The following is a 23,907-nucleotide window of genomic DNA, read 5'->3' on the forward strand; positions in this document are numbered from 1 at the left end:
CTTTTTATGCGCGACGCAGTCATCTGCGAGCCCGTAAGGACACCGGTCGGCCGCTACGGCGGCGTCTTCAAGGACGTTCCGGTGGCTGAGCTTGCATCCACTGTCATCAGAGGCCTCGTCGACCGGACGGGCATCGCTTCCGCGGATGTCGACGATGTGATCTTCGGGCAGGGCTACCCGAATGGCGAAGCGGCCGCACTCGGCCGGATTGCCGCGTTGGATGCCGGGCTGGACATCACGGTCCCAGGGCTCCAGGTCGACCGCCGGTGCGGATCAGGGCTGCAAGCGGTGATCTATGCGTGCATGCAGGTCGCGAGCGGCGGGTCGGACCTGGTCCTCGCCGGCGGCGCTGAGAGTATGAGCCAGACCGAGCTGTATCTGGCGGACGCTCGGTGGAATCAAGGCGGAACTCCTGTCGTGAAGGATAGGCTCGCCGAGCCTCGCACGAACTCTGGGGGTAAACGATTCCCGGTACCGGGCGGAATGATAGAAACCGCAGAGAATCTCCGACGTGACCATGGAATCAGCCGCACCGAGCAGGATGAGTGGGCGCTGGGCTCGCACCGCCGCGCGGTGGGAGCGATGGACCAGGGCCTGTTCAACGACGAGATCATCCCGGTCATCCTCCCCGCCACGCGGAAGGCACCAGAGCGGGTGATCGTCCGCGACGAGCATCCACGACCGGACATCTCCATGGACAAGCTGGCCGCATTGACTCCCATGCTCGCGACTGTCGACCCCGAAGCGACTGTCACAGCGGGCAATTCGAGCGGTCAGAACGATGCGGCCGCAGTAGCGATCGTAACGACACCAGAGCGGGCAGATGCCCTCGGTCTGCGCCCCTACGGCAGGCTGGTGAGCTGGTCGCTGGCGGGGGTGGAACCGTCACGGATGGGCATTGGACCCGTCCCCGCGACACATGCGGCGCTCGTGCGCGCAGGGCTGCAGTGGTCCGACATCGACCTCGTCGAACTGAACGAGGCATTCGCGGCCCAGGTGTTGGCATGCTTCCGCGAATGGAAGTTCACGGAAGCTGACCTCGAGAGGGTCAACGTGAACGGTTCAGGTATCTCGCTCGGGCATCCGATCGGTGCGACAGGAGGACGTATTATGGCGAATCTGCTGCGGGAGATGCAGCGTCGGCAGGCGCGCTACGGGATCGAGACGATGTGCATCGGCGGCGGCCAGGGTCTAGCTGCCGTGTTCGAGCGGATGTGAATGGCGACAAAGAGCAATTGGATGTGTACCCGCACGAACCCCCACCGTCACGCGAATCGACGCCCTGGTGCACAAGTCCCGCGAAATCGCCGACTCCGCAGGGATTCCAGATGAGCACGCACGAGATCGACATCCTGGAATTCGCCACCGAATGGGCCCCGTACGGCGGCAACGACGACGAGGCTTACGTCCGGTTCGGCCTCACCGCCAGAGAATTCCACACCCGCCTGATCCGCCTGCTCGGCTCCCCCGCCGCCCGCGCCCTCGGCAATTCGACCATCGCCAAACTCCGCGACCAATGCATCGATCGCTTGTCCCGACCTTCCTGACCGGGCGCTGAGCGACGCTCCAGGAACGCGGGCCCTGGTTCGCGGCCAAGTGGCGGAACGGCCTACGCGTCGGCCACACCCGGGTCGCGCCGGCGCGTCACCGCTACGGGTGGCTCACGAAGAGGCGATTCGAGGAGGGCCCCGGTAGTGGAAACCTCCCCGAATCGTTGCCCTGTTGGGGACTCAGGATTTGGTCTCGGGGTAGTCCCGGCTCCGCCGACGGACGTAGGTCAGGTGTTCGTGCATCGCCTCAGCGGCCGCTTGTTCGTCACGGGCCTCGACCGCCTTGATGATCCTCGTATGCTGACGGATCGTCTCCTGACCCACCTCCGGCGTCAGTTCGAGGTAGCTGACGGGCGCGGTGCACGCATGCAGTGCCTGTACGAAGGCCACAAGCAGACGGTTCTCCGTCGACTCTGCAATAACGCGATGGAACTCCTGATCCAGTATCGAGACCTGGGGGTCGAAAAGGTCGATTGTTTTCTGCCGCGAGATGACCGCACGTGCGGCGGCTACCTGCTCGTCGGTGCGGTTGCGTGCCGCGAGGCGGGCGCACGGAACCTCGACGATCTCTCGGGCCTCGCTCACTTCCTCGATGTTGAGGGATCCGAGCCGCAGCACGTGCAACATTGAGTCCTGGAGCATCCGCCCCAGCGCCTTGCTGTCGACCTCACGGACGAAGGACCCGCCGCTGACGCCGGGGATCTTGCGAACCAGTCCGGCGGCCACCAGCGATCCGAGTGCCTCTCGGACCGTCGGCCGGCTGACACCGAACATGTCGGCCAGCGCGTTCTCCGACGGCAACTTCTCTCCCTGCGCGAACTGTCCGTCCAAAATAGCGTCCGTGATCTGCTTCTGTACCTGTTCTCGTGGCCGAAGCACCTGCTGCGCAACGAACGGCCCGGCCTCTGGCCCTGTCATTTGTCCATCCCCTCAGACGCTGTAACCCTTGATACGAGTTTAACAGTCGATAAATTGCCTGACTGTTACCAGTTCGGAAACCCGTCGGGGGTCTCGGTGCGTGCGTGACCCCCGATCTCATCGTCAGAGCTGGTATTCCTTCAGCAAACTCCGACCGATGATGAGCTTCTGGATGTCGGACGTACCCTCGCCTATGAGCATGAAGGCTGCCTCGCGGTAGAGGCGCTCGATCTCGTACTCCCTCGAATAGCCATATCCTCCATGGATCCGGAACGCACTCTCGACCACCTCGTTGCAGTACTCCGACGCCAGCATCTTGGCCATCCCAGCCTCGACATCGTTGCGTTTCCCGGAATCCTTCAGGCGAGCCGCGCGAACGACCATCGAGTGTGCCGCCTCGACCTTGGTGGCCATCTCCGCTAAGCGAAACTGGATCGCCTGGTGCTGGGCAATCGGCTTGCCGAACGTCTCCCGCTGCTGGGCGTAAGCGATGGCAAGTTCGAACGCTCGATTCGCAATCCCCACCGCGCGGGCACCCACATTGACTCGGCCGACCTCGACGCCGTCCATCATCTGATAGAAGCCCTTGCCGGGGACTCCACCAAGGATCTGATCGTTCGACGAACGATGATCGTCGAAAATCATCTCCGTGGTGTCGATGCCCTTGTAACCCATTTTGTCGATCTTGCCGGGGATCGTGACGCCCTCGGCTGTCTCGCCGAACCCGGGCACCTTCTCGACGAGGAAGGTCGTCATGTTCCGGTAGACCGACTCCGCCCCCTCATCGGTCTTGGTCAATACCGCAACGAGATTCGAGGATGCACCGTTGGTCAGCCACATCTTCTGGCCGGTGATCGAGTACGAACCATCGTTGTGTCTGGTCGCCTTCGTCGTGATCGCCGCGACATCCGAGCCGAGCGCAGGTTCGCTCATGCTGAACGCACCGCGTACCTCTCCGGCCGCCATTCTCGGCAGGTACCTGCGCTTCTGCTCCTCGGTTCCGTGCCGCATCAGCATGTAGGCGACAATGAAATGGGTGTTGATCACACCGGACACGCTCATCCAGCCTCGGGCGATCTCCTCGACCACCAATGCATAGGTCAGCAGCGACTCACCGATCCCCCCGTACTCCTCGGGGATCATCAAACCGAATACGCCGAGTTCTTTCAGACCGTCGACGATGGCGGTGGGGTATTCGTCGCGGTGTTCGAGTTCGGTGGCAACCGGAAGGATTTCCTTGTCCACGAACTTCCGGACGACGTCGAGAATCTGACGCTGGTCCTCGGTGAGACCTTCGGTAGTCACAAGTCGACTCATGGGATTCCTTTCATGGCGCCTCACCATTCACGCGTGTGGTGGGCTCGATCCTGGCGATGATCCGCTGCGCCCATTTCTGTGTGGCCTCGTCCACCATCACCCCGTCGAGGACGGCAACGCCGCTCCCCGTCGAGGCCGAGTGATCGAGTGCGGAGCCGATGCGTGTGGCGAGCGTCGTTTCTTCTGCGGTAGGTGCAAATTCGTTGTGGGCGATCTCTATCTGCGCGGGATGCAGGAGCAGGCGCCCGTCGAATCCCTCACCGGCACAACGCATCACGTCCATGCGAAACGCCTCCGCATCGCGGACCTGAGTGAACGGTCCGTCAACGGCAAGCTTGTCGTTCGCCCGCGCAGCGCTGACGATCGCCAGTCGCGCCGATTGCTGCAGGTCCCCGGCGGCACCGGCCCGGAATCCCATCGATGCACGGTGATCGACCGCACCGAAACACAAGCAGCGCAGTCGCTCCCCTGCGGAGGCGATGGAATCGAGCTGAGCGAACCCCGCTGCATCCTCGATCAGCGCATCAATGCGAATGCCGCCCGGTACGAGGCTACCCTCGCACTCGAGTTGGCCGAGGATTCGATCGAGACAGATCACGTCTACCGCGGACCGGGTCTTCGGTAGCATGATCGCGTCGATGTTCGCACCGCACCGACGAATGAGTTCGGTGACATCGGTAAGAAGCCACGGCGATTCCCAAGCGTTCACGCGCACACTCAGGCGCGGGCTCGACCAACCACCCGAGGAGATGGCGTCGACCGCACGCTGTCGGGCTGTCTCCTTCTCCTGTGGAATCACCGAGTCCTCCAGGTCGATGATGATCATGTCGGCCGGGGCCGTGCGCGCGGAGGCCAAAAGGCGTTCGCTGGACGCGGGGACGAACAGGCAGGAACGCATCCCTGTCGCCGGCTGGATGATTGCCATCGTGCTAGTGGGCGAAGTAGTGCATGCCGCCGTCCACGGGAAGCACTGCGCCGGTGATGTAGTCCGCCAGTGGTGACGCGAGAAAGGCCACCGCATGACCGATTTCGTCGGGCTCTCCGAAGCGGCCTACCGGAATGTTCCGGCGGATGAACTCATCCCGTGCCGCAGGGTCCGGATGCAGCTTGTTCATCGTCTGCTCGCTCGTGATCCTGCCTGGTGCAATGCAATTGACGGTGACACCGTCACCAGCGACATCGCACGACAGCCCCTTGGACCAGACATGGAGCGCCGCCTTCGCGGCAGACGCCGCGTTGAGCGAGCGGGGCTCCATAGAGCCGCTGACGTTGATGACACGCCCCCAGCCGGCGTCCTGCATCGCCGGCAGCAGCGCCCCGGTCAGCCTCCGCGCCGCCGTGAAGTTCAATCCGAGGGCTTCGTCCCAGAACTCGTCTCCCGCATCCAGCGGAGTGGGCCGTGACCCACCGGCATTGTTGACGAGAATATCGACGCGCTTGCCCAATGCGGCAACCGAATCGAGCAGGCGCGAGATCCCGTCTCCGCTCGACACGTCAGCGACGACCACCGCGGGAGTTTCATACCCCAGTTCGGAAACGCTGGCGGCTACCTGCTCGAGTTGATCACGTCGGCGGCCAGTGACGATCACCTGGGCACCGGCAGCGCTCAGCACACGGGCACATCCAACGCCGATACCCGAGGAGCTTCCTGTGACCAGCGCAACCTTGCCACGCACATCAATCTGCATCGAACTCTCCTTGATCACTGGACTGCGGCCGCATCGATGCGGATCTCGCGGGCGATGAGCATGCTCTGAACCTGATTCGTGCCGTCGTAGATCTCGGTGATCTTGGCGTCCCGTAGCCGTCGCTCCGTACCGAGGTCACAGCGGTCACCGTTATCGCCGAGAAGCGCGATACATTCGTCCGCCACCCGCACGCCGAGCGCGGTGCAGTGCAACTTGGCCACCGACACCTCTACGGCGGCCTGCGGCGCCTCTGCGTCGACGAGATCGCACACAGCGCGCACGAGCGCGCGGCCCGCAGCGATCTCCGATCGGATGCGCGCAAGGTCGAATTGAAGGTCTTGTGCGTCCCGGCGCTGAGCCGAGAGCAGCCCGTCACCCATGAGATGCCGGACTGTTGCGTCGAAGGCGCCTTGCGCAAATCCGACGCCCTGGGCGGAGGCGCTGATCCGGGAGTTGAGGACCGACCGGAGCAGCAGCGGATATCCGGCGCCCTCTTCTCCCAGACGCCACTCGGCGGGTATATGGCAGTCGGTGAACGTGAGCTCGACGGTTGAGGCACCCTTCTGGCCGAGCTTCTTCATCGGGCGACCGGCATCGAACCCTGGGAGGTTCTCGGTGGCCACCAGGAAAGCGGTGATGCCTTCCTTGCCGAGCGCCGGATCGACCGTTGCGAACAGGACGATCACATCGGCGACATCACCATTCGAGATGAAGATCTTGCTTCCGTTGATGATGTAGTGATCGTCGTGTCGAGCAGCGACGGTGCGCATGGCCGCGACATCGGAACCCGCCTCCGATTCCGTCAGGGCGATCGCCCCGATCGCCGCCCCCGAGCACAACGCCGGAATCCACTTCCCAGCCTGCTGAGCCGTGCCTGCGAGGTTGATGGGGTGGGCGCAGTGCATCTGTGTCATGTACACCGTCGCGGTGGCGCCACAGGCAGCTGAAATGAGTTCCATCGCCTCCGCGTATTCGCGGGTCGGTCGGGCCTGGCCACCGTATTCGACGGGCATGAGCAGTCCACCGGCGCCAGCCTCCCCGAGCGCGCGAATGGCCGCATCGGGGAAGGCCGACGTCCGATCGATCCGTTCGGCATCGGGAGCGATCATTTGCGCGATCACACTGCGGACGGCCGCAAGTTCATCCGACTGCTGCGGCATCATGACGTGCTTCCTCTCGTGAAAATCGGCGGCCTGCGCTCAGCGAATGCGGCGATTCCTTCCTGACCGTCGGCCGACGCGATCGATGCCGCTGCCAGGGCAGCTTCGTAGTCGAGCGCGGCCGGACGGGCCGCCGCTGCGGCCGCATCGAGAATGCGTTTCGTTCCCGTTCGGCTACCGGATGCAATCGATTCACTCAATGCCCGCACAGTCACCGCCAGATCCGCGGACGGCATCGGCGGCTGGGACAGCAACCCGACCTGCCACGCTGTCGGCGCGTCGATCGGCTCACCGGACAGCATTATGCGCAGCGCGACTGGCCTACCCACCGCATGCAGAAGGCGTTGTGTACCACCGAATCCGGGCATGCATCCGATCTTGGCCTCGGGCAGCCCGAAGCGGCTCGACTCGGTGGCAACGACGATGTGGCAGGCGAGCATCAGCTCGAACCCGCCACCGAGGGCCCACCCGTCGACGGCGGCGACAACGGGAACCCGAGCGTTGGCGATCGCGGTCATTACCCGGTGTCCCCGGGACAGGAAGCGATGAGCCGCTTCATAGTCCAGCCCGCGGATCTCATCGAGATCCGCACCGGCGCAAAAGGCGCGGGCACCCGCACCGCGGATGACGACGCATCCGACGCCGTCGTCCGCCTCGATTTCGGCGAAGTGGTCCTCGAGCGCGAACAGCATCGGACTATTGAGTGCGTTCAGGCTGTCCGGCCGGTCCAGAGTCAGCACTCTGACGCGCCCCTCGTCGTGCCTTCGTATCACGGCGCCCATGCGGCTCCCTTTCTGATCAGTTCGTCGATCTGCTCGTTCTCGAGGTTCAGCTCGGCGAGCACCTCTCGGGTGTGCTGTCCCCGGAGCGGCGCCGGGGTGGCATTCGTGCGGGCGAGCGGATCGGAGGCGAGTTTCCACGGACTGGCAACGCTCTCGAACGGCCCCGCGACAGGGTGGTCCTGCTTGACGATCCCGCGCCGGGCCACGACCTGCAGATCCACTACGACCTCGGACAGGTGTTGGATCCGGGAGCACGGAACACCTACTGACTGCAGCATTGTCAGGGCGTCATCCGCCGTGACGGTCGAGAGGACATCCTGAAACAGTCCGACGATCTCCAACCGGCGGTCCCGTCGCCCGGCATTCGTAGCGAGGTCGGACTGCATCGACAGATGCTCGAGACCGAGAACTTGGCAGGCGCTCAACCAATGCCGGTCGTTACCGACAGCGACGACGATCGGACGATCGGCCGTATCGAACGACTGGTAGATCGCGACGACGGAGTCGGTTCCGCCACTGGGGCGCGGTTCCGGTTCGCCCGCAAGATAACTCGCGATCCTCGGCGACAAAAAGGCGAGATCCGATTCGAGCAGGGAGACATCGATGATCTCCCCGACGCCGGTCGTTCGCTGCCGTACCAACGCGGACGATACCGCGAAAGCCGCGATCGTTCCGGCGGCGACGTCGGACAGTGCTGTACTGACTCGCTGTGGTGTGCCACCGACGGGGCCGGTCACGCTCATCAGTCCGGACCGTGCCTGCGCGATGAGGTCATAGCCGGGAAGCGCCGAGTCGGGCCCATCGAGCCCGTAGCCGGACAGCGCGCAGATCACCAGCGAGGGAAAGCGCTGCGCGAGGGTGTCCAGCGCCAGACCGTGCTTGGCCAGCTTGGCCGGACTCATGTTCTCCACGAAGACATCTGCGGACTCGAGCAACTTCATCAGCGTGGCGTGGCCAGTCGGCGTGGTGATATCGAGGCAGATGCTTCGCTTGTTGCGATTGACCGACAGGAACCAAACAGCTTCGCCATTGAGAAACGGAGGCCCCCAGCCCCGAGCGTCGTCACCGCGGATCGGTTCGACCTTGACGACATCGGCGCCCATGTCCGCCAAATACATCGACGTGGTCGGCGCAGCGTAGGAGGAGGAGATATCGACCACTCGCACCCCCGACAGAGGCATTGCGGCGCTCGTGGCCTCTTCGCTGGGCATGAATCCGCCCGCCACACCGGCACCGTATGTGTCAGGCAAGGTCGCCTTCCTTTCGAAGTCGTTCCCGCAACTCGACCTTGCGGATCTTTCCGCTCATCGTCTTGGGCATGTCGGTGATGACGATCAGCCTTTCGGGCAGGTAGCGCTTGGACAGTCCAGCGTCGAGCAGGAAGACCGACAGGCCCGCAAGGTCGAGTTGGGCTCCTGCGGTGAGGGATACGAATGCGCATGCGCGCTCGCCCAGTCGCTCGTCGCTGTAGCCGACGACGGCGACGTCGGTGACGCAGGGGTGGCGGAAGATCAAGCTCTCGACCGCCGCAACAGGAATGTTCTCCCCACCACGAATGATGATGTCCTTGGTGCGGCCGGTGATCGTCACGCACCCGTCTGTGTCGACCACAGCCCTGTCACCAGTGACGAACCAGTCATCCGTCGCGAAGGCCTCCCTGGTGAAGTCCGGCCGAGCGTAGTAGCCGGCGAACAGCCCGGCCCCTCTGATCTGCAGTTCGCCTTCCACACCTGCCAGCAGCGGGGATCCGGCGTCGTCACACACCCGAATCTCACAAGCCGCGACGGGGATTCCGTCGGTCTCGTCGTTGCGTGCACCGAGAGTTGGACGGCCGGAGACCGCGATACCGAACTCGGTCATCCCCCATGCCGGGATCACGTCGCAGTCCAACGCCTCCCGCGCCTCCCGCATCAGCGGACGCGGGATCGGCGCCCCCGCAACGACAACAAGATTCAGTTCCGGTGCAGCAACGGCGGTGAGCTTCGCGGTCCGCAACAGGTCGATGAGGAATGTCGGCGACCCCACCATGCAGGTGATCTGCTGCTCGGAGATCACTCGGGCTCCGACGGCCGGCGACCATCGGTCGACGTAGACCGCAGTGCCGCCGAGATGAACGGTGAGCAGCACGCCCCACATGAACCCAGTCGCATGCCCAACCGGTGACATCACGAGGTTGCGCATCGGATCGCCATAGTTTGTCGGACCCACGTGTGCGGACCAACCACGTACCACCACATCGAGGGTGGCGTGGAGGTTCATCACCGCTTTGGGTTCGCCGGTCGTCCCCGATGTGAAGGCCAACTGCGCGATGGCGAGGGGGTCGACGTGTGCGGGCCCGTCGTAGCGTCCGTGTGCGATCAACTCGTCGAACCGCATTCCCGGATGGCCATCGGGACAGTCGACAACTACTACAGTTATCTCATCGCGATCCGCGAGGGTCGTGGCGGCCAGTCCGGCGAGGTCGCGGCCGGCGTGCGATCCCGTCACGATCAGCATGTCGGAACCGGCTCGCCAGGTCATGAACTCGATTTCGTGCGAGCCGTAGGTGATCGGAATTCCGGAATAGGTGGCGCCGACCCGCAGGATGCCGTACACGACCGCCGGAAACTCGGCGCAGTTGGACATCATCACGGTGACCACCGAGTCGGGCCCTACGCCGTTCGCGATCAGGCCGGCCGACACCCGCCGACTCAGTGCATCGAGTTCCGCGTAGGTCAGCGTGCGGACGGTATTGCCGCGTTCGTCGACAGTGATCGCCGCTATTCGGTCGGGAAACGTGGCGACCGCGTCATCGAGGAAGGCAACGAGGGAACGCTCGGCCCATGCGCCGGATTCGAACCGTTGCGCGATCAGGCTCGCGGTGAGGGCAGTCCCGGGAAGCTCGAGGGCTCTGCGGGCGATCTCAGCGGTCGTCATCGGTTCTCCATCGCCTGTGTGTCGCCGGAACCCAGGCGTTCAGCGGCGACCAATCGCCGCGCCATCAGGGTGCTAGAACAACGCGCTCGCAAGCTCAGAGCATCGCGTACGTAGCCGGCGACCGGGAACTCGTCGATGTATCCGTACCCGCCGTGTACCTGGACCGCCGAAAGCACGACACCGACGGCCGTTCGGCCTGCACGGGCCGCGACCGCGGCCGCAGCGACGCGACGGTCATGGGGATCCGCAACGGCAGTGACAGCTGTCGTCAATAGCCCACGGGCACAGTCGATTTGCTCTGCCATCTCCGCGACAATGGCCCGGAGACCGGCGAATGATCCGATGGCGCTACCGAACTGGCGTCGCGTCCTGGCATAGTCGACCGACACGGACAGGGCCGCATCGGCCACTCCCAACGCAGCCGACGCAACCAGGATGTCCCAGTCGGCGCACGCTGCCGACGCATCCGGATCCGGCAGTCGGTCATCGCGACGGTAGACCGCACGGATTCCACCGAGTGCCGCGCCGCCGAGTCCGGTTCGCTTCGGCACGTCGGAGGCCACCTCGAAATCTGTCGTCGACAAGGCGCGGACGTCGGTGCCTGTGGGGTCGAGCAGAACGGCAGCGGCTGGCGTGACCACCAGCGGCGCAGTCGTCGATCGCAGCTCGCCGTCGGCCGAACGGGCAATGGCGGCAACGGATTCGCGATTGAACACCTCAACTCCGCGACGAAGTTGTGCACGGTGGGATACGTACCGGGAGGCCAGGAAGTAGGCGACCGAGCCCGATTCTCGACCCACTTCCTGGATGACCCGAGACGCCCAGTCGAGCGAGTCGACCCCTGCGAGTTCGAATGTGTCCGCGGCAAGATCGAGCAGGCCGGTGTCGTCGAGCGGGCCGAGCACCGATGCGGCGTCGGCCTCCGCATATGGTTTCTTCGCCGCGAGTTCGCGGACCAGCTGCAGTAGGTGCGTCAGTTCGCTGTCGTTCTCCGTCATCGATTGAACCTGCTCCGGTCGGGCTCACGCCGCGCCTCGAACGCGTCGGCCAGCTCATGGCATTCTGCGGTACTGCGGTAGGCGGTCAGCAACAGATCGTGCGCCATTCTGGCCTGACCCACGACACCCGAGTGTCGACCGGAAAACGCGGTCTTGACCGCGGAGATGGCGAACGGCCCGCGCTTGCGCAGATCACCCGCGACCTCGAGCGCTCGATCGAGCGACGACCCACCGGAGCTGATCTCGTTGACCAGACCCATGTTCAGTGCCTCGTCCGCCGAGTACTTCTTGTTCAGGTACCACATCTCCTTGGCCCGACGGCGCCCGATCGTCTCCTCGAGGTACCAGGTGCCGTATCCGGCGTCGAAGCTTCCGACCATCGGTCCGACCTGCCGGAAGACCGCATGGGGCGCCGCGATCGACAGGTCGCACACCACCTGCAGGACGTTGCCCCCGCCGACGGCGTAACCATTGACTGCGGCGATTACAGGTTTGGGCATGGTGTCGATGAACTCGTACAGGTCGATCACGGGCATGACACTGGAGTAATCGAGCGACTCCAACGGTTCGTGCTCGCCGCCGATACAGAAGAACTTGTCTCCCGCTCCAGTCAAGATCGCGACGTCGATGGCCCTATCCTCACGGACCCGCCGGAAGGCGTCGAGCAGTTCCCTCGCCGTCTGGAACCGCAGCTTGTTGGCGCGATCAGGGCGATTGATCGTCACGACGGCGACGCCGTCGCCCACGTCCATGGTGATGTCCTGATAACTCACTTGATTCGCTCCTCCGTCAGGTCCGAACTTGCCTGGATGATCTGTTCGTGATCGGTCACGTCGACGGGCACCTCGAACGCTGGGTCACCGAACTGGCGACGGAGGTTGTCAGCGACCCGTATGTGGTCGTCGAGGCCGGCGCGTTGCAACGCCGCCAAGGGGCCGACAGCATGCCCCAGTCCTAGACAGACGACACGGTCGATGTCTTGCGGTGACGCGACACCGCGCGCCGCGGCGTCGAGTACCTGGTTGACGAACGGAACGAGCAGCCGCCGTGTCACCCGTCCGGGAACGTCGGATACCCGCATCCACGGAATTCCGAGCGCGTCGCTCAACGCTATCGCCGCGTCGATCGCTGCGGTACCGGTCGAGGGAGCACCGGATATCTCGACGAGCCCGCTGCCGGCGACGGTGGGCAGGAAGTGGAATCCGGCCAGTCGCTCGCCGAGTCCGGACTCGCGGGCGAGCTGCGCCACGGTGAACGACGACGTCGCGGTCAGTACTGCCACGGCGCCACTTTCCGCTAACCGGCCCAGGACGCTGATCTTGCTGTCGAGCTCGTCCGGTATCGCCTCGAGAACTGCCTCGCAGTCGCCGAGTTCAGAGACGCGGTCGACGACGCTCATGGCGGGCTGGTTGTCAGCGAGACGCTCGGCTTTGCCTGCAGCCGCGTCGATCACGATCACGCGGTGGCCACCGCGCGCGAGTCCTACCGCCACCGTCGAGCCGACCCGGCCCGCTCCGACAATCCCATAACGCGTCATGCCTGGTCCTTCGAGTACGTGTAGAAGCCGCGTCCGGTCTTACGACCGAGACGTCCTTCGTTGATCATCCGCACCACCGTGTCCGGTGCCCGGTAGCGATCGTCGCCGAGTTGCCTGTGCAAGCTGCTGGTCACCGCAAGGTGCACATCGAGACCGACGATGTCGAGCAGCCGGAAGGGCCCGATCGGAAACCCCATGCCAGCGGTGACAGCGCGATCGATCTCCTCGACCGCGGCCAGCCCGGATTCCAGCGCCCTGATGCTGTCGTTCTCGAAGGCGACCACAAGGAAGTTCGTGATCAGCCCCGGACTGTCCCGGAGTATCACCGGTGTCTTGCCGACCGACTCGAGTAGAGCGACCGCGGAGGCGACGGTGTCGTCGCTGGTCTTCGGCCCTCGGGCGACCTCGACAAGCGGCATAAGCGGCGCGGGGTTGCAGTAGTGGGTGCCGACGAGGTTCTCGGGTCGGACAAGACCGTCAGCGATCGACCCGATGAGAAGGGTCGAGGTGTTCGTGTGGATTCGCGTGTCGGCTGCACAGATCTCCTCGACGCGGGCCAGCACTTCGGTCTTGAGCGCCAGGTTCTCCGGGAGCGCTTCGACAACGAACTCGGCCCTGGCGATATCGGCGAGGTCCGCGACATGCTCGATTCGCCGCAGCGCCGATGTCGAGTCGGCCTCGGTCATCTTTCCCCGGCGCACGCTCTCGGCGAAGAAGTCGCGAACCATGTCGGCGGCGCGCGCCAACTGCGAGCTGTCGCGGTCCACGAGCCGGACATTGCAGCCTCCGCGTGCAAGCGTCACCGCGATCCCCTGACCCATCGTGCCCGCTCCTAGAACGGCCACCAGACTCTCTTTGTCAGTCACTTGACATAGCCTACAAATGTCTTACAGTTTACGCAAGAAGTGACCGTGAACACAGTTAAAGCTCCTCGGAGGGTTCCGAATGACAAGTAGCGCGCCGCGGATCTGCGTGATCGGCGCTGGCACGATGGGGCAGGGGATCGCCCAGGTGGCATTGACTGCCGGGCATTACGTCGACCTGGTCGACCTCGATCCGGACCAACTCGTCACCGCAGTGACCAACATTCGTTCTCGGCTCACCCGCCGAGCGCCCGAACTGCTGCAGCACCTAACCGAACGTCTGCTTACCGCGCAGTCGGTCCGCGACCTTTCCGCCGAGCCGAACACGGTAGTCGTCGAAGCCGTCGTCGAGAATCCGGCGATCAAACATGCAGTGCTCCAGGAGGCGCTCGATCACTTCGGGCCGTCGTGCCGAATCGCGACGAACACGTCCTCGCTCTCGATCACGGACATCGCGGCAGGGCTGACCCGGCCGGACCGTGTGATCGGGATGCATTTCTTCAACCCGGTGCCGGTCATGCAGCTCGTCGAGGTTGTCCCAGGCGTGCAGACCGATCCCGCGCTCGTCGAGGAGATCCGGCAGTTGGCGGTGTCTTGGGGGAAGACGCCGACGGTGGCACGATCAACCCCCGGCTTCATCGTCAACCGCATCGCCAGACCGTTCTACGGCGAAGCCCTCCGCCTCGCGGAAGAGAATGTGGCTCCCTTCGATGTCATCGATCGCCTACTGCGGGGTGCCGGGGGCTTCCGCATGGGACCGTTCGAGCTCATGGATCTGGTCGGCAACGACGTGAACGAGACCGTCACCCGAACCGTCTGGACCGCCTTCAACTTCGACCCCCGGTTCACGCCGTCGTTGTTGCAGCGCGAACTGGTCGCGGCCGGCCGCCTCGGACGCAAAACCGGGTCGGGGTTCTACGACTATGACGACGGAGTCGCGATCACTGCCTCGTCGCCAGAACCGGAATCAGCCGGTGCTACGCCGGATGTCATCGAGCTGCACGGAGACTCAGGCGAGCTCGAGCAGTTGCTCCTGCGTGGCGGAATCACAGTTGAGCACTTTCCCGGCCCGGACTCGTACCTGTCTCTGCCTGGGTTCGGCAAGGTCCGCATCACCCGAGGTATCAGCGCGCAGGAGGAGGCATCGGTCGGCGACGTTCCCGTCGTCCTGCTCGACCGTCCATTCGACATGAACGCCGTTCCCTGCCTGGCTTTCTCGGGATCCGAGGATTCCACCGACCTCGCCGGCGCAGTGATCGCGCTCTTGCATGAAGCCGGAATCGATCCGATTCGCGTGAGCGATGCCCCTGGCCTGATCGTTGCCCGCGTGGTCAGCATGATCATCAACGAAGCGGCAGAAGCGCTCCATTTCGGGATCGCCTCGGCCGCTGACATCAACACCGCCATGGAACTCGGCACCAACTATCCGCTCGGCCCCCTGGCGTGGGCGGACAGGTGGTCACCGGATTACGTTCTCTCGCTGCTCGATTCGCTTCACGACGAGTACCGGGACTCCCGCTATCGCGCCAGCCAGCGGCTCCGTTCCTCCGTACGCCGGGATCGCCCCTCTCTTCGTCGGCGGCACCTGTCAGCACAAATCTAAGGAGACACCCATGTCCGACGCATCCACCAAATCCCGACGGGTGGCGCTGGCCAGCCTGGTAGGGACCACGATCGAGTACTACGATTTCTTCATCTATGGAACAGCGGCGGCGCTGGTGTTCAGCGCCGTGTTCTTCCCGTCGGTCGACCCTCTGACCGGCACCTTGCTGTCCCTGTCGACTTTCGCGGTTGCCTTTATCGCGCGACCGATCGGCGCCATCGTGATAGGCCACTACGGTGACCGGATCGGGCGCAAATCCATGCTCGTGTTCACGCTCATGTCGATGGGCGGAACAACACTGCTCATCGGTCTCATTCCATCCCACGCCGCCATCGGCGTCGCCGCGCCGATCCTGCTGGTCGTGCTGCGCTTCATCCAGGGCTTTGCACTCGGCGGCGAGTACGGCGGCGCCGTACTCATGGCCACCGAGCACGCTGAGGAAGCCAAGCATGGTTCACGCGCGAGCCTGGTCCAGCTCGGTGCACCTCTCGGCCTCATCCTCGCGAATGTAGTCTTCTTCGCCCTCGCCGCGCTGTCGCCTCATGCCTTCGAAACCTGGGGGTGGCGCGTCCCGTTCATTCTCAGCATTGTCCTTGTGATCTTTGGCGTGGCAATTCGGATGAAGATCGAGGAGTCGCCGTCGTTCAAACAGGTAATCGACTCGGGGGCGGTTGCCGAGATGCCGGTGGTCGAGGTCTTCCGCACGAATACCTTGCGTGTCCTGCTGGTGGCGTTGACCAGCGTCTCGGTCGGTGTGACGTTCTACGTCGGCACGGTGTACAGCCTCACGTATGGCACCAAGCAGCAGGGCTACTCGCGCAACACCATGCTCGCCATCGTCATCCTCGCGATGATCGCCGTCATTATCGGTGTCCTGCTCTTCGGCAAGCTCGTCGACAAGGTCGGCTCCCGTAAGGTCTTTCTGTACGGATCCGCGGGGATGATCGCTGCGGCCCCCGTCTTCATCGCAACACTGCAAACCGGCAACATTGCGTTGACCATCATCGGATACCTCATCCTGTTCATTCCCTACAGCGCAGCGTGGTCGGCGTTGAGCAGCATGCTCGCGGCCTGCTTCGACACCCGGATCCGATACACGGGCCTGTCGATCGGGTTCACCCTCGGCCAGATTCTCGGCAGCGCGTTCGCCCCGATCGTCGCCACCGAATTGCTCTCCCGCACGAGGTCGCTGTGGTCGGTCGCTGCGTACGTCGTCGTCGCGGCCGCGCTGTCCGCAGTCACGGCGGCACTGATCCGTGAACGCCGACTCACGCCGTCGCCGACACAGGATCTGGTCGGTGCCTGATTCCGAGCCGCCCTCGATCGCTCCGCTCGGCGAACTCGCCGAGCAGAGCCTTCTTCGGCGCGATCCCCAATACCTGACCGCACTTCGCGCCCTTGACGCCGTCGCCTGGGCCAACCCGTCCCTCGCTCTTGCCGAGAAGCACCTGATCTGCCTTGCCGCAGCGGCTGCGGTGACCGATTTGGATGCGCAGCGTATTCGTCTGCACATCACACGGGCGCTGGAAGCCGGCGCCACCGAACCACAAGTCGTCGAAGTCATCGAGCTCACCAGCGCGCTTGGCGTGCACGCATGCACCGAGGGACTGCCAGCGCTTCTCGACGCCATAGAACCGCTCGACGCCTCGCCCCTATCGCCGAGGCAACGACAGCTCGAGGCGACCTTCGTCGACAAACGCGGCTACTGGAACGCCGTGTGGGAGGGGCTGCTGCGCCTCGACGAGGACTACTTCGAGGCGTACCTGAACTTCTCCGCGCATCCCTGGGCAACAGAACATCTCAGCCCAGCAATGAAGGAACTCGTGTACGTCGCATTCGATGCCACGGCATCGCATCTCTACCGGCCCGGAATCGAGATACACGTGCGAAACGCCCTGAAACTCGGCGCCACGCCGCAACAGGTGGCGAATGTCTTCACCCTGCTGAGCACCCTCGGCGCACGCACAACATCCATCGCAATACGGATCCTCGACGATATCCACTTCACCCGCTCGGGACCGGAGGCCACCGATGTCTGAAACCGAGGCGAGCACCCATCGCCCGCTTGCGGGACTGAGGGTCATCGAGTTATCGAGTTTCGTCGCCGCTCCCCTCGGCGGAATGACCCTCGCTCAACTCGGAGCCGAAGTCATCCGCATCGATCCAATAGGCGGGGGCCCGGACAGAGATCGCTGGCCTCGCACCGCCGCTGGACGAAGTCTTTACTGGTCCGGGCTCAACAAAGGCAAGAAGTCGCTCACCATCGACATGAAGTCCGAACCCGGCCGAGAAATCGTCCGCAATCTATTGCGCACCGACGGGCCGTCGTCCGGGATCCTGCTCACAAACGCGGTCGGCCGCTCATGGCTCGGCTACGAAGAGCTCCGCACTCTCCGAGAGGACGCAATCGTCGTTCGTGTCGAGGGAACCTGGAAAGGGCAGGCCGCAGTCGACTACACAGTTAACGCCGCCGTCGGATTCCCCATGGTCACCGGCCCGGATGGGTACGCGGATCCGATCAATCACGTGCTCCCTGCTTGGGACGTCATCTGCGGAATATACTCGTCGCTGGCTATTACGACCGCCGTCCTGAACCGACAAACAACAGGACGGGGGGCGTATGTGCGGATTGCGCTCGAAGACGTCGCACTCGCCACAGCGGGGAACCTGGGCCTTTTGAGCGAAGCCCAGGTCAACGAATCAAGCCGCCCCAGAATCGGCAACCACCTTTACGGTGGATTTGCACGCGACTTCACCACCCTCGACGGTCACAAGTTGATGGTCGTCGCACTAACCAAACGCCATTGGGCCGACCTCCTCGACGTCACGGGACAGAAGCAGGTTGTCACCGCACTCGAGGAGTCGCTGGGTGTCGATTTCACGAGAGAAGACGACAGGTATGCATACCGTGAGGCACTGGCCGGACTCTTTCAGGTGTGGTTCGAGAGCCGCAGCACCCACGATGCGGAAGCAGCATTGCAGCAGACCTCATTGTTGTGGGCGAGGTACCGCTCATTCGACGAAGTCGTCGATCCCGCGTCAACAGATGTGTGGAACAACCCCATGATGTCGATGCTGACGCAGCCCGGAATCCCGACACATTTAGCACCCGGATCACCGATCCGATTCAACGACTTGCCTCTGACGGCCGAACCGGCACCGGAGCTCGGTGCCCACAATCGAGAGATACTCACCACTCTCATGGGATTCGGCGATCGTGAGCTCGGCGAGCTCGAACGCAAAGGCGTAATCGGTGACACCTCCTGCTGACAGCCCTGCACTCTCTGACAAGTTCACATTTGCAGACGGCCCGACCTTCGACGATCTCCGGATCGGTGACACATCGCGCCCGACAATCGGGATGACGATCACCGACGGAATCGCAGCACACCACCAGGCCATAGTTGGCGACCGTCTCCGGCTCGCGCTCGACGAGGAACTCGCTCGACGTGTGACAGGCGGCCCACGAATCGCCCACCCGGCACTGGTCTGGGATGTCTCGATCGGCCAGTCGACGCTTTTCACCCAGAAGGTCAAGGCAAACCTGTTCTACCGAGGTCTGTCGTTTCACATGGCTCCACGCATCGGGGACACCCTGAAGACCACCACAACCGTGGTCGGGCTGCATTCGAACTCCCCCAAACCCGATCGCGCACCAACCGGGATGGCGCTACTTCGAATCGACACAGTCGACCAAAGAGATGGCCTCGTCCTGTCGTATCACCGGTGCGCGATGCTCCCACGCCGAAGTGAAACCGCAAAAACCCAAGGCCTACGGGATGTATCGCCCACGCACACACACGTCCAGCTTCATCCGTACAAACGATGGCGTATCGAACTCTCGGACATAGTCGCGCCCGGACGGCTCGCCGGATTGGCGCCCGGGTCGGTCCTCGGTGTTGAGGCTGGTGACGTCGTCACGAGTGCACCGGAACTCGCGCGCCTCACCCTCAACGTCGCTGCTGCTCATCACGATGAACGGACAGGCGGCGGACGCCGCCTGGTGTACGGCGGCCATACGGTGGGGATCGTGCTGTCTCAGGCGACGCGTGTCCTACCTGACATTGCGACAGTCCTCTCCTGGGAACGTTGCGACCACCTCGCACCGGTATACGAAGGTGACACCATCACAAGCAACCACGAGATCTGCTCACTCCAACCACAGGACGGGTGGCTCGTGGCAAGCATCCGCTCGCGCGGGTTCGCAATGCGCTCCGGTACGTCAACGGAAGTCTTGAACTGGGTATGGACGGCCTTACTCCCCGCACCCACGAGATAACACGCCCAGCTGAAACACAGGCCTCGATCTGATGCCAACACCGCCTCCGGTCGTCAGTGTGCTGGGTAGCACTCATCCGTTGACCCATTTCCTCAAGAGTTTCAAACCATCGGTTCTCACGGCCTGATCGAGGACCGTGGTGAAAGGGTGTCGAATGTTCTCTAAAGTGTTGGTTGCCAATCGCGGTGAAATAGCGATCCGAGCATTTCGTGCTGCGTATGAACTGGGTGCCGGAACTGTGGCGCTGTTTCCGTACGAGGACCGCAACTCGATTCACCGGTTGAAGGCCGACGAGAGCTACCAGATCGGCGAGCAAGGTCACCCTGTGCGGGCCTACCTGTCGATCGATGAGATCGTCTCTGCCGCGAAAAAGGCGGGTGCCGACGCGATCTACCCTGGCTACGGCTTCCTGTCGGAGAATCCAGATTTCGCGACGGCGTGCGCCGCGGCGGATATCACGTTCGTCGGCCCTTCAGCCGAGGTATTGGAGCTGACCGGCAACAAAGCGCGGGCCATCGCGGCGGCGAAGGCCGCCGGGCTGCCGGTGCTGGTGTCGTCGGAGCCGTCGTCGGATGTCGACGAGTTGCTCGCGGCGGCCAAGGGCATGGAGTTCCCTGTGTTCGTCAAGGCCGTAGCCGGTGGTGGTGGCCGCGGTATGCGTAGGGTCGCCGAACGGTCGGCACTGCGGGAGTCGATCGAGGCGGCCTCGCGGGAGGCGGAGTCGGCGTTCGGCGACCGGACCGTCTTTCTGGAGCAGGCTGTAATCGATCCGCGGCATGTCGAGGTGCAGATCCTCGCCGACAACGAAGGCAACGTGATCCACCTGTTCGAGCGGGATTGTTCGGTGCAGCGTCGGCATCAGAAAGTGATCGAGCTGGCACCGGCGCCGAATCTCGATCCGGTGCTGCGGGACCGAATCTGCGCGGACGCGGTCGCGTTCGCCCAGCAGATCGGCTACTCGTGCGCCGGGACAGTCGAGTTTCTGCTCGACACTCGCGGCAACCACGTCTTTATCGAAATGAACCCACGCATCCAGGTTGAGCACACAGTCACCGAGGAGATCACCGATGTCGACCTGGTGCAGGCGCAGTTGCGGATCGCGTCCGGGGCCACGCTGGCAGACCTCGGCCTGGGTCAGGACACGATCACGATCCGCGGCGCTGCATTGCAGTGCCGGATCACCACCGAGGATCCGGCCAACGGATTCCGCCCGGACACGGGCCGGATCACCGCGTACCGCACGCCCGGTGGTGCGGGTGTGCGCCTCGACGGTGGTGCGAACCTCGGCGCAGAGGTGGGTGCCCACTTCGACTCGATGCTGGTCAAGCTGACCTGCCGCGGCCGTGATCTCGAGGCTGCTGTCGCGCGTGCGCGCCGTGCTGTCACGGAATTCCGGATTCGCGGTGTCGCCACGAACATCCCGTTCCTGCAAGCCGTACTCGACGACCCCGACTTCCGGGCAGGCGAGATCACGACCTCCTTCATCGAGGAACGCCCGGCCCTGCTCACCTCCCAGCGATCAGCGGACCGCGGTACCAGGATCCTCGAGTATTTGGCCGATGCCACCGTGAACAAGCCGCACGGAGAACGGCGCTCGTCCTTGTATCCCCACGACAAGCTGCCGTCGATCGATCTGTCGGTGGCTCCGCAGCAGGGTTCCCGTGATCGGCTCCGCGAGCTGGGGCCGGAGCGCTTTGCTCAGGCACTGCGCGAACAGGCTGCGCTAGCGGTAACAGACACCACCTTCCGCGACGCGCACCAGTCGCTGCTCGCCACCCGGGTCCGCACCTCAGAGCTCGTGACGGTGGCACCCTACGTGGCGCGCTTGACCCCTGAGTTGTTGTCGATAGAGGCGTGGGGCGGCGCCACCTATGATGTGGCACTGCGGTTTCTGCGCGAGGACCCATGGGAGCGGCTTGCGGCGCTGCGTGAGGCCGTGCCGAACATCTGCCTACAGATGCTGCTTCGCGGCCGCAACACCGTCGGTTACACCCCGTACCCGGAGGCGGTCACCCGCGCGTTCGTCCAGGAGGCCGTCGGGACCGGTATCGACATCTTCCGGATCTTCGACGCGCTCAATAACGTCGACCAGATGCGCCCGGCGATCGAGGCCGTACGCGAGACCGGCATCGCCGTCGCCGAAGCTGCCCTGTCGTATACCGGCGACCTGGCCAACCCGCATGAGAAGCTCTACACCCTCGACTACTACCTGCGCCTCGCAGAAGAGATCGTCGAGGCCGGCGCACACGTCCTCGCGATCAAGGACATGGCCGGCCTCCTGCGCGCCCCCGCCGCCACGAAACTGGTCTCGGCGCTGCGCAGCAACTTCGACCTGCCCGTGCACGTGCACACCCACGACACCCCCGGCGGACAGCTCGCCACCTACCTCGCCGCTTGGCACGCGGGCGCCGATGCCGTTGACGGCGCCGCCGCGCCGCTGGCGGGCGCCACCAGTCAGCCCGCACTGTCCGCGATCATCGCAGCCGCCGCCCACAGCGAGTTCGACACCGGGATCGACCTGCAGGCCGTGTGCGACCTCGAACCCTACTGGGAAGCGCTGCGAAAGATGTACGCGCCGTTTGAATCCGGCATTCCGGCCGCCACCGGCCGTGTCTACGCCCATGAGATCCCCGGCGGTCAGCTTTCGAACCTGCGTCAACAGGCAATCGCCCTTGGAATCGGCGACCGGTTCGAGGAGATCGAGGCAAGGTACGCCGCTGCCGACCGCGTGCTCGGCCGCCTCGTGAAGGTCACCCCTTCGTCGAAGGTCGTCGGCGACCTGGCACTGCACATGGTCGGATCCGACATCCCGGCCGACGAGTTCGCGGCCGACCCGGCGAGGTTCGATATGCCTGACTCGGTGATCGGGTTCCTGCGCGGCGAACTAGGCACCCCTGCCGGCGGCTGGCCGGAACCCTTCCGCACCAAGGCACTCCAAGGTCGGGGACCGGTCAAACGTGAAGCCACACTCACCCCTGAGGACGAGAAGGGACTGTCGGGCTCGTCGAAGGAGCGGCAGACCACGCTCAACCGGCTGCTCTTCCCTGGTCCGACGAAGGAGTTCGAAGAGCACCGAGACAGGTTCGGCGACACGTCGCAGCTGTCGACCAACCAGTTCTTCTACGGGCTGCGCCAGGGTGAGGAACACCGTCTGCGGCTCAGCAAAGGCGTTGACCTGCTCATCGGTCTCGAGGCGATCTCCGCCCCCGACGAGCGCGGCTTCCGTACCGTCATGTGCATCCTCAATGGCCAGATCCGGCCGGTATCGGTGCGCGACCGCTCCATCGCCAGCGAGGTCCCAGCAGCAGAAAAGGCCAACAGGAACGACCCCGGGCATATCGCGGCACCATTCGCGGGGACGGTATCGGTCTCGGTATCCGTGGGCGATCAGGTGAAGGCCGGGGATACCGTCGCAACGATCGAAGCAATGAAGATGGAGGCGGCGATCACCGCCCCCAAGAGCGGCACGGTCACGCGCCTCGCCGTATCCAGACTTGCCCGAGTCGACGGCGGAGATCTTCTGGCAGTCATCAGCGTCGATAGCCTGATGAACAATGACTGACGTCGACCCGACCTACGGTCGAACGTCGCCCACCAGCGCGGCCTGGCCGTGCTGGGCAGCACGCGCCGACCGGAGCCGAGTGAGTCGCGTGGCCTACGCCCCAGCCCGGACCACTCCGGCTCAGCCGCGGAAAGCTACGGTCGCCGAACCGGAAACGCTGGGGCCGGAGAGGCGGCGATGCTGGAGCATCTGATCGCCACGATCCAACCACGCAGCGGATCCGTGTGTGATCCGTCTGGCCGTCCAGGTCGTGGCGGCCAGGTGCCCCGATGAGTCCCGGATGTGCTGATCCTGGTCGCCGCAGCGATCGCGGCCGTTGCCATCAACGCCGCGATCAAGGTGGCCGCCCCGCCGCCCAGAACCGGCGCGCGCCGCCGACCCACGTCGAGATATGGTCCTGATGGCCGCGCTCGGGCGCAGTATCCGGCCGCTTCTCGCGGCGGGCACCGTCGCGAGCGTCGTGATCACGATCGGCGGACATCGGCTGCGGCGCGCGCGACGACTGCCGCGACCGTGTCGATCGGGGCGTCGATGATGGATGCCGCCCATCGCCGAGCTGGGTGCCAGAGCTGGAGTCGGTTGCGTCGCAAGCGGCTGCAGGTCGCATGCAGTGTCGGCTGGCGCAAGCTGATTCCGGTCGCGCCGCCCGTGCAGGAACGCCGCTGTGGTGGCGGCGAATGCGACTGGGGTGGAGAATTCTCGCGCGCGACATGACCGCAGTCGCATCACTATCC

At 64.3% G+C, this 23,907-nt stretch carries 20 protein-coding genes; 8 read left to right on the top strand and 12 right to left on the bottom strand.

Annotated features, from left to right (window positions below; translation table 11 throughout):
• The first annotated feature begins 6 nt into the window (after positions 1–6).
• Both ACHQ4I_RS07650 and ACHQ4I_RS07655 read left to right on the top strand, forming a co-directional pair.
• Positions 7–1,218: an acetyl-CoA C-acetyltransferase gene (locus ACHQ4I_RS07650; protein ID WP_420770986.1), complete on the top strand. Its 1,212-nt coding sequence runs from the start codon at positions 7–9 to the stop codon at positions 1,216–1,218.
• Between the two features lie 110 nt (positions 1,219–1,328).
• Positions 1,329–1,547, top strand: a complete 219-nt coding sequence (locus ACHQ4I_RS07655; RefSeq protein ID WP_420770987.1) for a DUF3263 domain-containing protein — start codon at positions 1,329–1,331, stop codon at positions 1,545–1,547.
• A gap of 183 nt (positions 1,548–1,730) precedes the next feature.
• Here the strand turns inward: ACHQ4I_RS07655 and ACHQ4I_RS07660 are convergent, their stop codons facing one another.
• The 12 genes from ACHQ4I_RS07660 to ACHQ4I_RS07715 all read right to left on the bottom strand — a co-directional run bounded on the left by ACHQ4I_RS07660 (position 1,731) and on the right by ACHQ4I_RS07715 (position 13,732).
• Complete coding sequence (locus tag ACHQ4I_RS07660; RefSeq protein ID WP_420770988.1) at positions 1,731–2,468, bottom strand: FadR/GntR family transcriptional regulator; 738 nt, start codon at positions 2,466–2,468, stop codon at positions 1,731–1,733.
• A 123-nt stretch (positions 2,469–2,591) separates the two neighbouring features.
• The gene (locus tag ACHQ4I_RS07665; protein ID WP_420770989.1) at positions 2,592–3,785 is read right to left on the bottom strand and encodes an acyl-CoA dehydrogenase family protein; all 1,194 of its coding nucleotides are present in this window, start codon (positions 3,783–3,785) and stop codon (positions 2,592–2,594) included.
• 10 nt (positions 3,786–3,795) lie between these two features.
• Positions 3,796–4,806, bottom strand: coding sequence for an HpcH/HpaI aldolase/citrate lyase family protein (locus tag ACHQ4I_RS07670; protein WP_420770990.1), 1,011 nt, complete (start codon positions 4,804–4,806; stop codon positions 3,796–3,798).
• Positions 4,715–5,473, bottom strand: a complete 759-nt coding sequence (locus ACHQ4I_RS07675) for an SDR family NAD(P)-dependent oxidoreductase (RefSeq protein WP_420770991.1) — start codon at positions 5,471–5,473, stop codon at positions 4,715–4,717. The genes ACHQ4I_RS07670 and ACHQ4I_RS07675 overlap by 92 nt, the downstream gene beginning before the upstream one ends.
• Positions 5,474–5,487: 14 nt before the next feature.
• A complete protein-coding gene (locus tag ACHQ4I_RS07680; protein WP_420770992.1) occupies positions 5,488–6,636 on the bottom strand; it encodes an acyl-CoA dehydrogenase family protein in 1,149 nt (382 codons plus the stop codon).
• Positions 6,633–7,415, bottom strand: a complete 783-nt coding sequence (locus ACHQ4I_RS07685) for an enoyl-CoA hydratase/isomerase family protein (RefSeq protein ID WP_420770993.1) — start codon at positions 7,413–7,415, stop codon at positions 6,633–6,635. Before ACHQ4I_RS07685 ends, ACHQ4I_RS07680 begins: the two co-directional genes overlap by 4 nt.
• Positions 7,403–8,665, bottom strand: coding sequence for a CaiB/BaiF CoA transferase family protein (locus tag ACHQ4I_RS07690; protein WP_420770994.1), 1,263 nt, complete (start codon positions 8,663–8,665; stop codon positions 7,403–7,405). Before ACHQ4I_RS07690 ends, ACHQ4I_RS07685 begins: the two co-directional genes overlap by 13 nt.
• The gene (locus ACHQ4I_RS07695) at positions 8,658–10,331 is read right to left on the bottom strand and encodes an AMP-binding protein (protein ID WP_420770995.1); all 1,674 of its coding nucleotides are present in this window, start codon (positions 10,329–10,331) and stop codon (positions 8,658–8,660) included. Before ACHQ4I_RS07695 ends, ACHQ4I_RS07690 begins: the two co-directional genes overlap by 8 nt.
• Entirely contained in the window at positions 10,328–11,329 is a 1,002-nt protein-coding gene (locus ACHQ4I_RS07700; protein WP_420770996.1) for an acyl-CoA dehydrogenase family protein, read from the bottom strand. Before ACHQ4I_RS07700 ends, ACHQ4I_RS07695 begins: the two co-directional genes overlap by 4 nt.
• Positions 11,326–12,102 carry an enoyl-CoA hydratase-related protein gene (locus tag ACHQ4I_RS07705; protein ID WP_420770997.1) on the bottom strand — a complete coding sequence of 259 codons (777 nt, stop codon included), beginning with the start codon at positions 12,100–12,102 and terminating at the stop codon, positions 11,326–11,328. The genes ACHQ4I_RS07700 and ACHQ4I_RS07705 overlap by 4 nt, the downstream gene beginning before the upstream one ends.
• Entirely contained in the window at positions 12,099–12,866 is a 768-nt protein-coding gene (locus ACHQ4I_RS07710) for a 3-hydroxyacyl-CoA dehydrogenase family protein (RefSeq protein WP_420770998.1), read from the bottom strand. The genes ACHQ4I_RS07705 and ACHQ4I_RS07710 overlap by 4 nt, the downstream gene beginning before the upstream one ends.
• A complete protein-coding gene (locus ACHQ4I_RS07715; RefSeq protein ID WP_420770999.1) occupies positions 12,863–13,732 on the bottom strand; it encodes a 3-hydroxyacyl-CoA dehydrogenase family protein in 870 nt (289 codons plus the stop codon). The genes ACHQ4I_RS07710 and ACHQ4I_RS07715 overlap by 4 nt, the downstream gene beginning before the upstream one ends.
• A gap of 79 nt (positions 13,733–13,811) precedes the next feature.
• On the opposite strand from ACHQ4I_RS07715, the gene ACHQ4I_RS07720 reads away from it, so the two are divergent.
• From ACHQ4I_RS07720 to ACHQ4I_RS07745, 6 genes are all read left to right on the top strand, one after another.
• The gene (locus tag ACHQ4I_RS07720; protein ID WP_420771000.1) at positions 13,812–15,332 is read left to right on the top strand and encodes a 3-hydroxyacyl-CoA dehydrogenase; all 1,521 of its coding nucleotides are present in this window, start codon (positions 13,812–13,814) and stop codon (positions 15,330–15,332) included.
• 10 nt (positions 15,333–15,342) lie between these two features.
• Entirely contained in the window at positions 15,343–16,638 is a 1,296-nt protein-coding gene (locus ACHQ4I_RS07725) for an MFS transporter (protein ID WP_420771001.1), read from the top strand.
• Positions 16,631–17,371, top strand: a complete 741-nt coding sequence (locus ACHQ4I_RS07730) for a carboxymuconolactone decarboxylase family protein (RefSeq protein WP_420771002.1) — start codon at positions 16,631–16,633, stop codon at positions 17,369–17,371. The genes ACHQ4I_RS07725 and ACHQ4I_RS07730 overlap by 8 nt, the downstream gene beginning before the upstream one ends.
• Positions 17,364–18,602, top strand: coding sequence for a CoA transferase (locus tag ACHQ4I_RS07735; RefSeq protein WP_420771003.1), 1,239 nt, complete (start codon positions 17,364–17,366; stop codon positions 18,600–18,602). Before ACHQ4I_RS07730 ends, ACHQ4I_RS07735 begins: the two co-directional genes overlap by 8 nt.
• A gap of 91 nt (positions 18,603–18,693) precedes the next feature.
• A complete protein-coding gene (locus tag ACHQ4I_RS07740; RefSeq protein ID WP_420771121.1) occupies positions 18,694–19,611 on the top strand; it encodes a hotdog family protein in 918 nt (305 codons plus the stop codon).
• A gap of 154 nt (positions 19,612–19,765) precedes the next feature.
• Positions 19,766–23,173 (top strand): pyruvate carboxylase, encoded by a 3,408-nt coding sequence (locus ACHQ4I_RS07745; protein WP_420771004.1) that lies wholly within the window; start codon positions 19,766–19,768, stop codon positions 23,171–23,173.
• Positions 23,174–23,907: the final 734 nt, after the last annotated feature.

Source organism: Nocardia nepalensis (assembly GCF_048910785.1).
Classification (GTDB): Bacteria; Actinomycetota; Actinomycetes; order Mycobacteriales; family Mycobacteriaceae; genus Nocardia; species Nocardia nepalensis.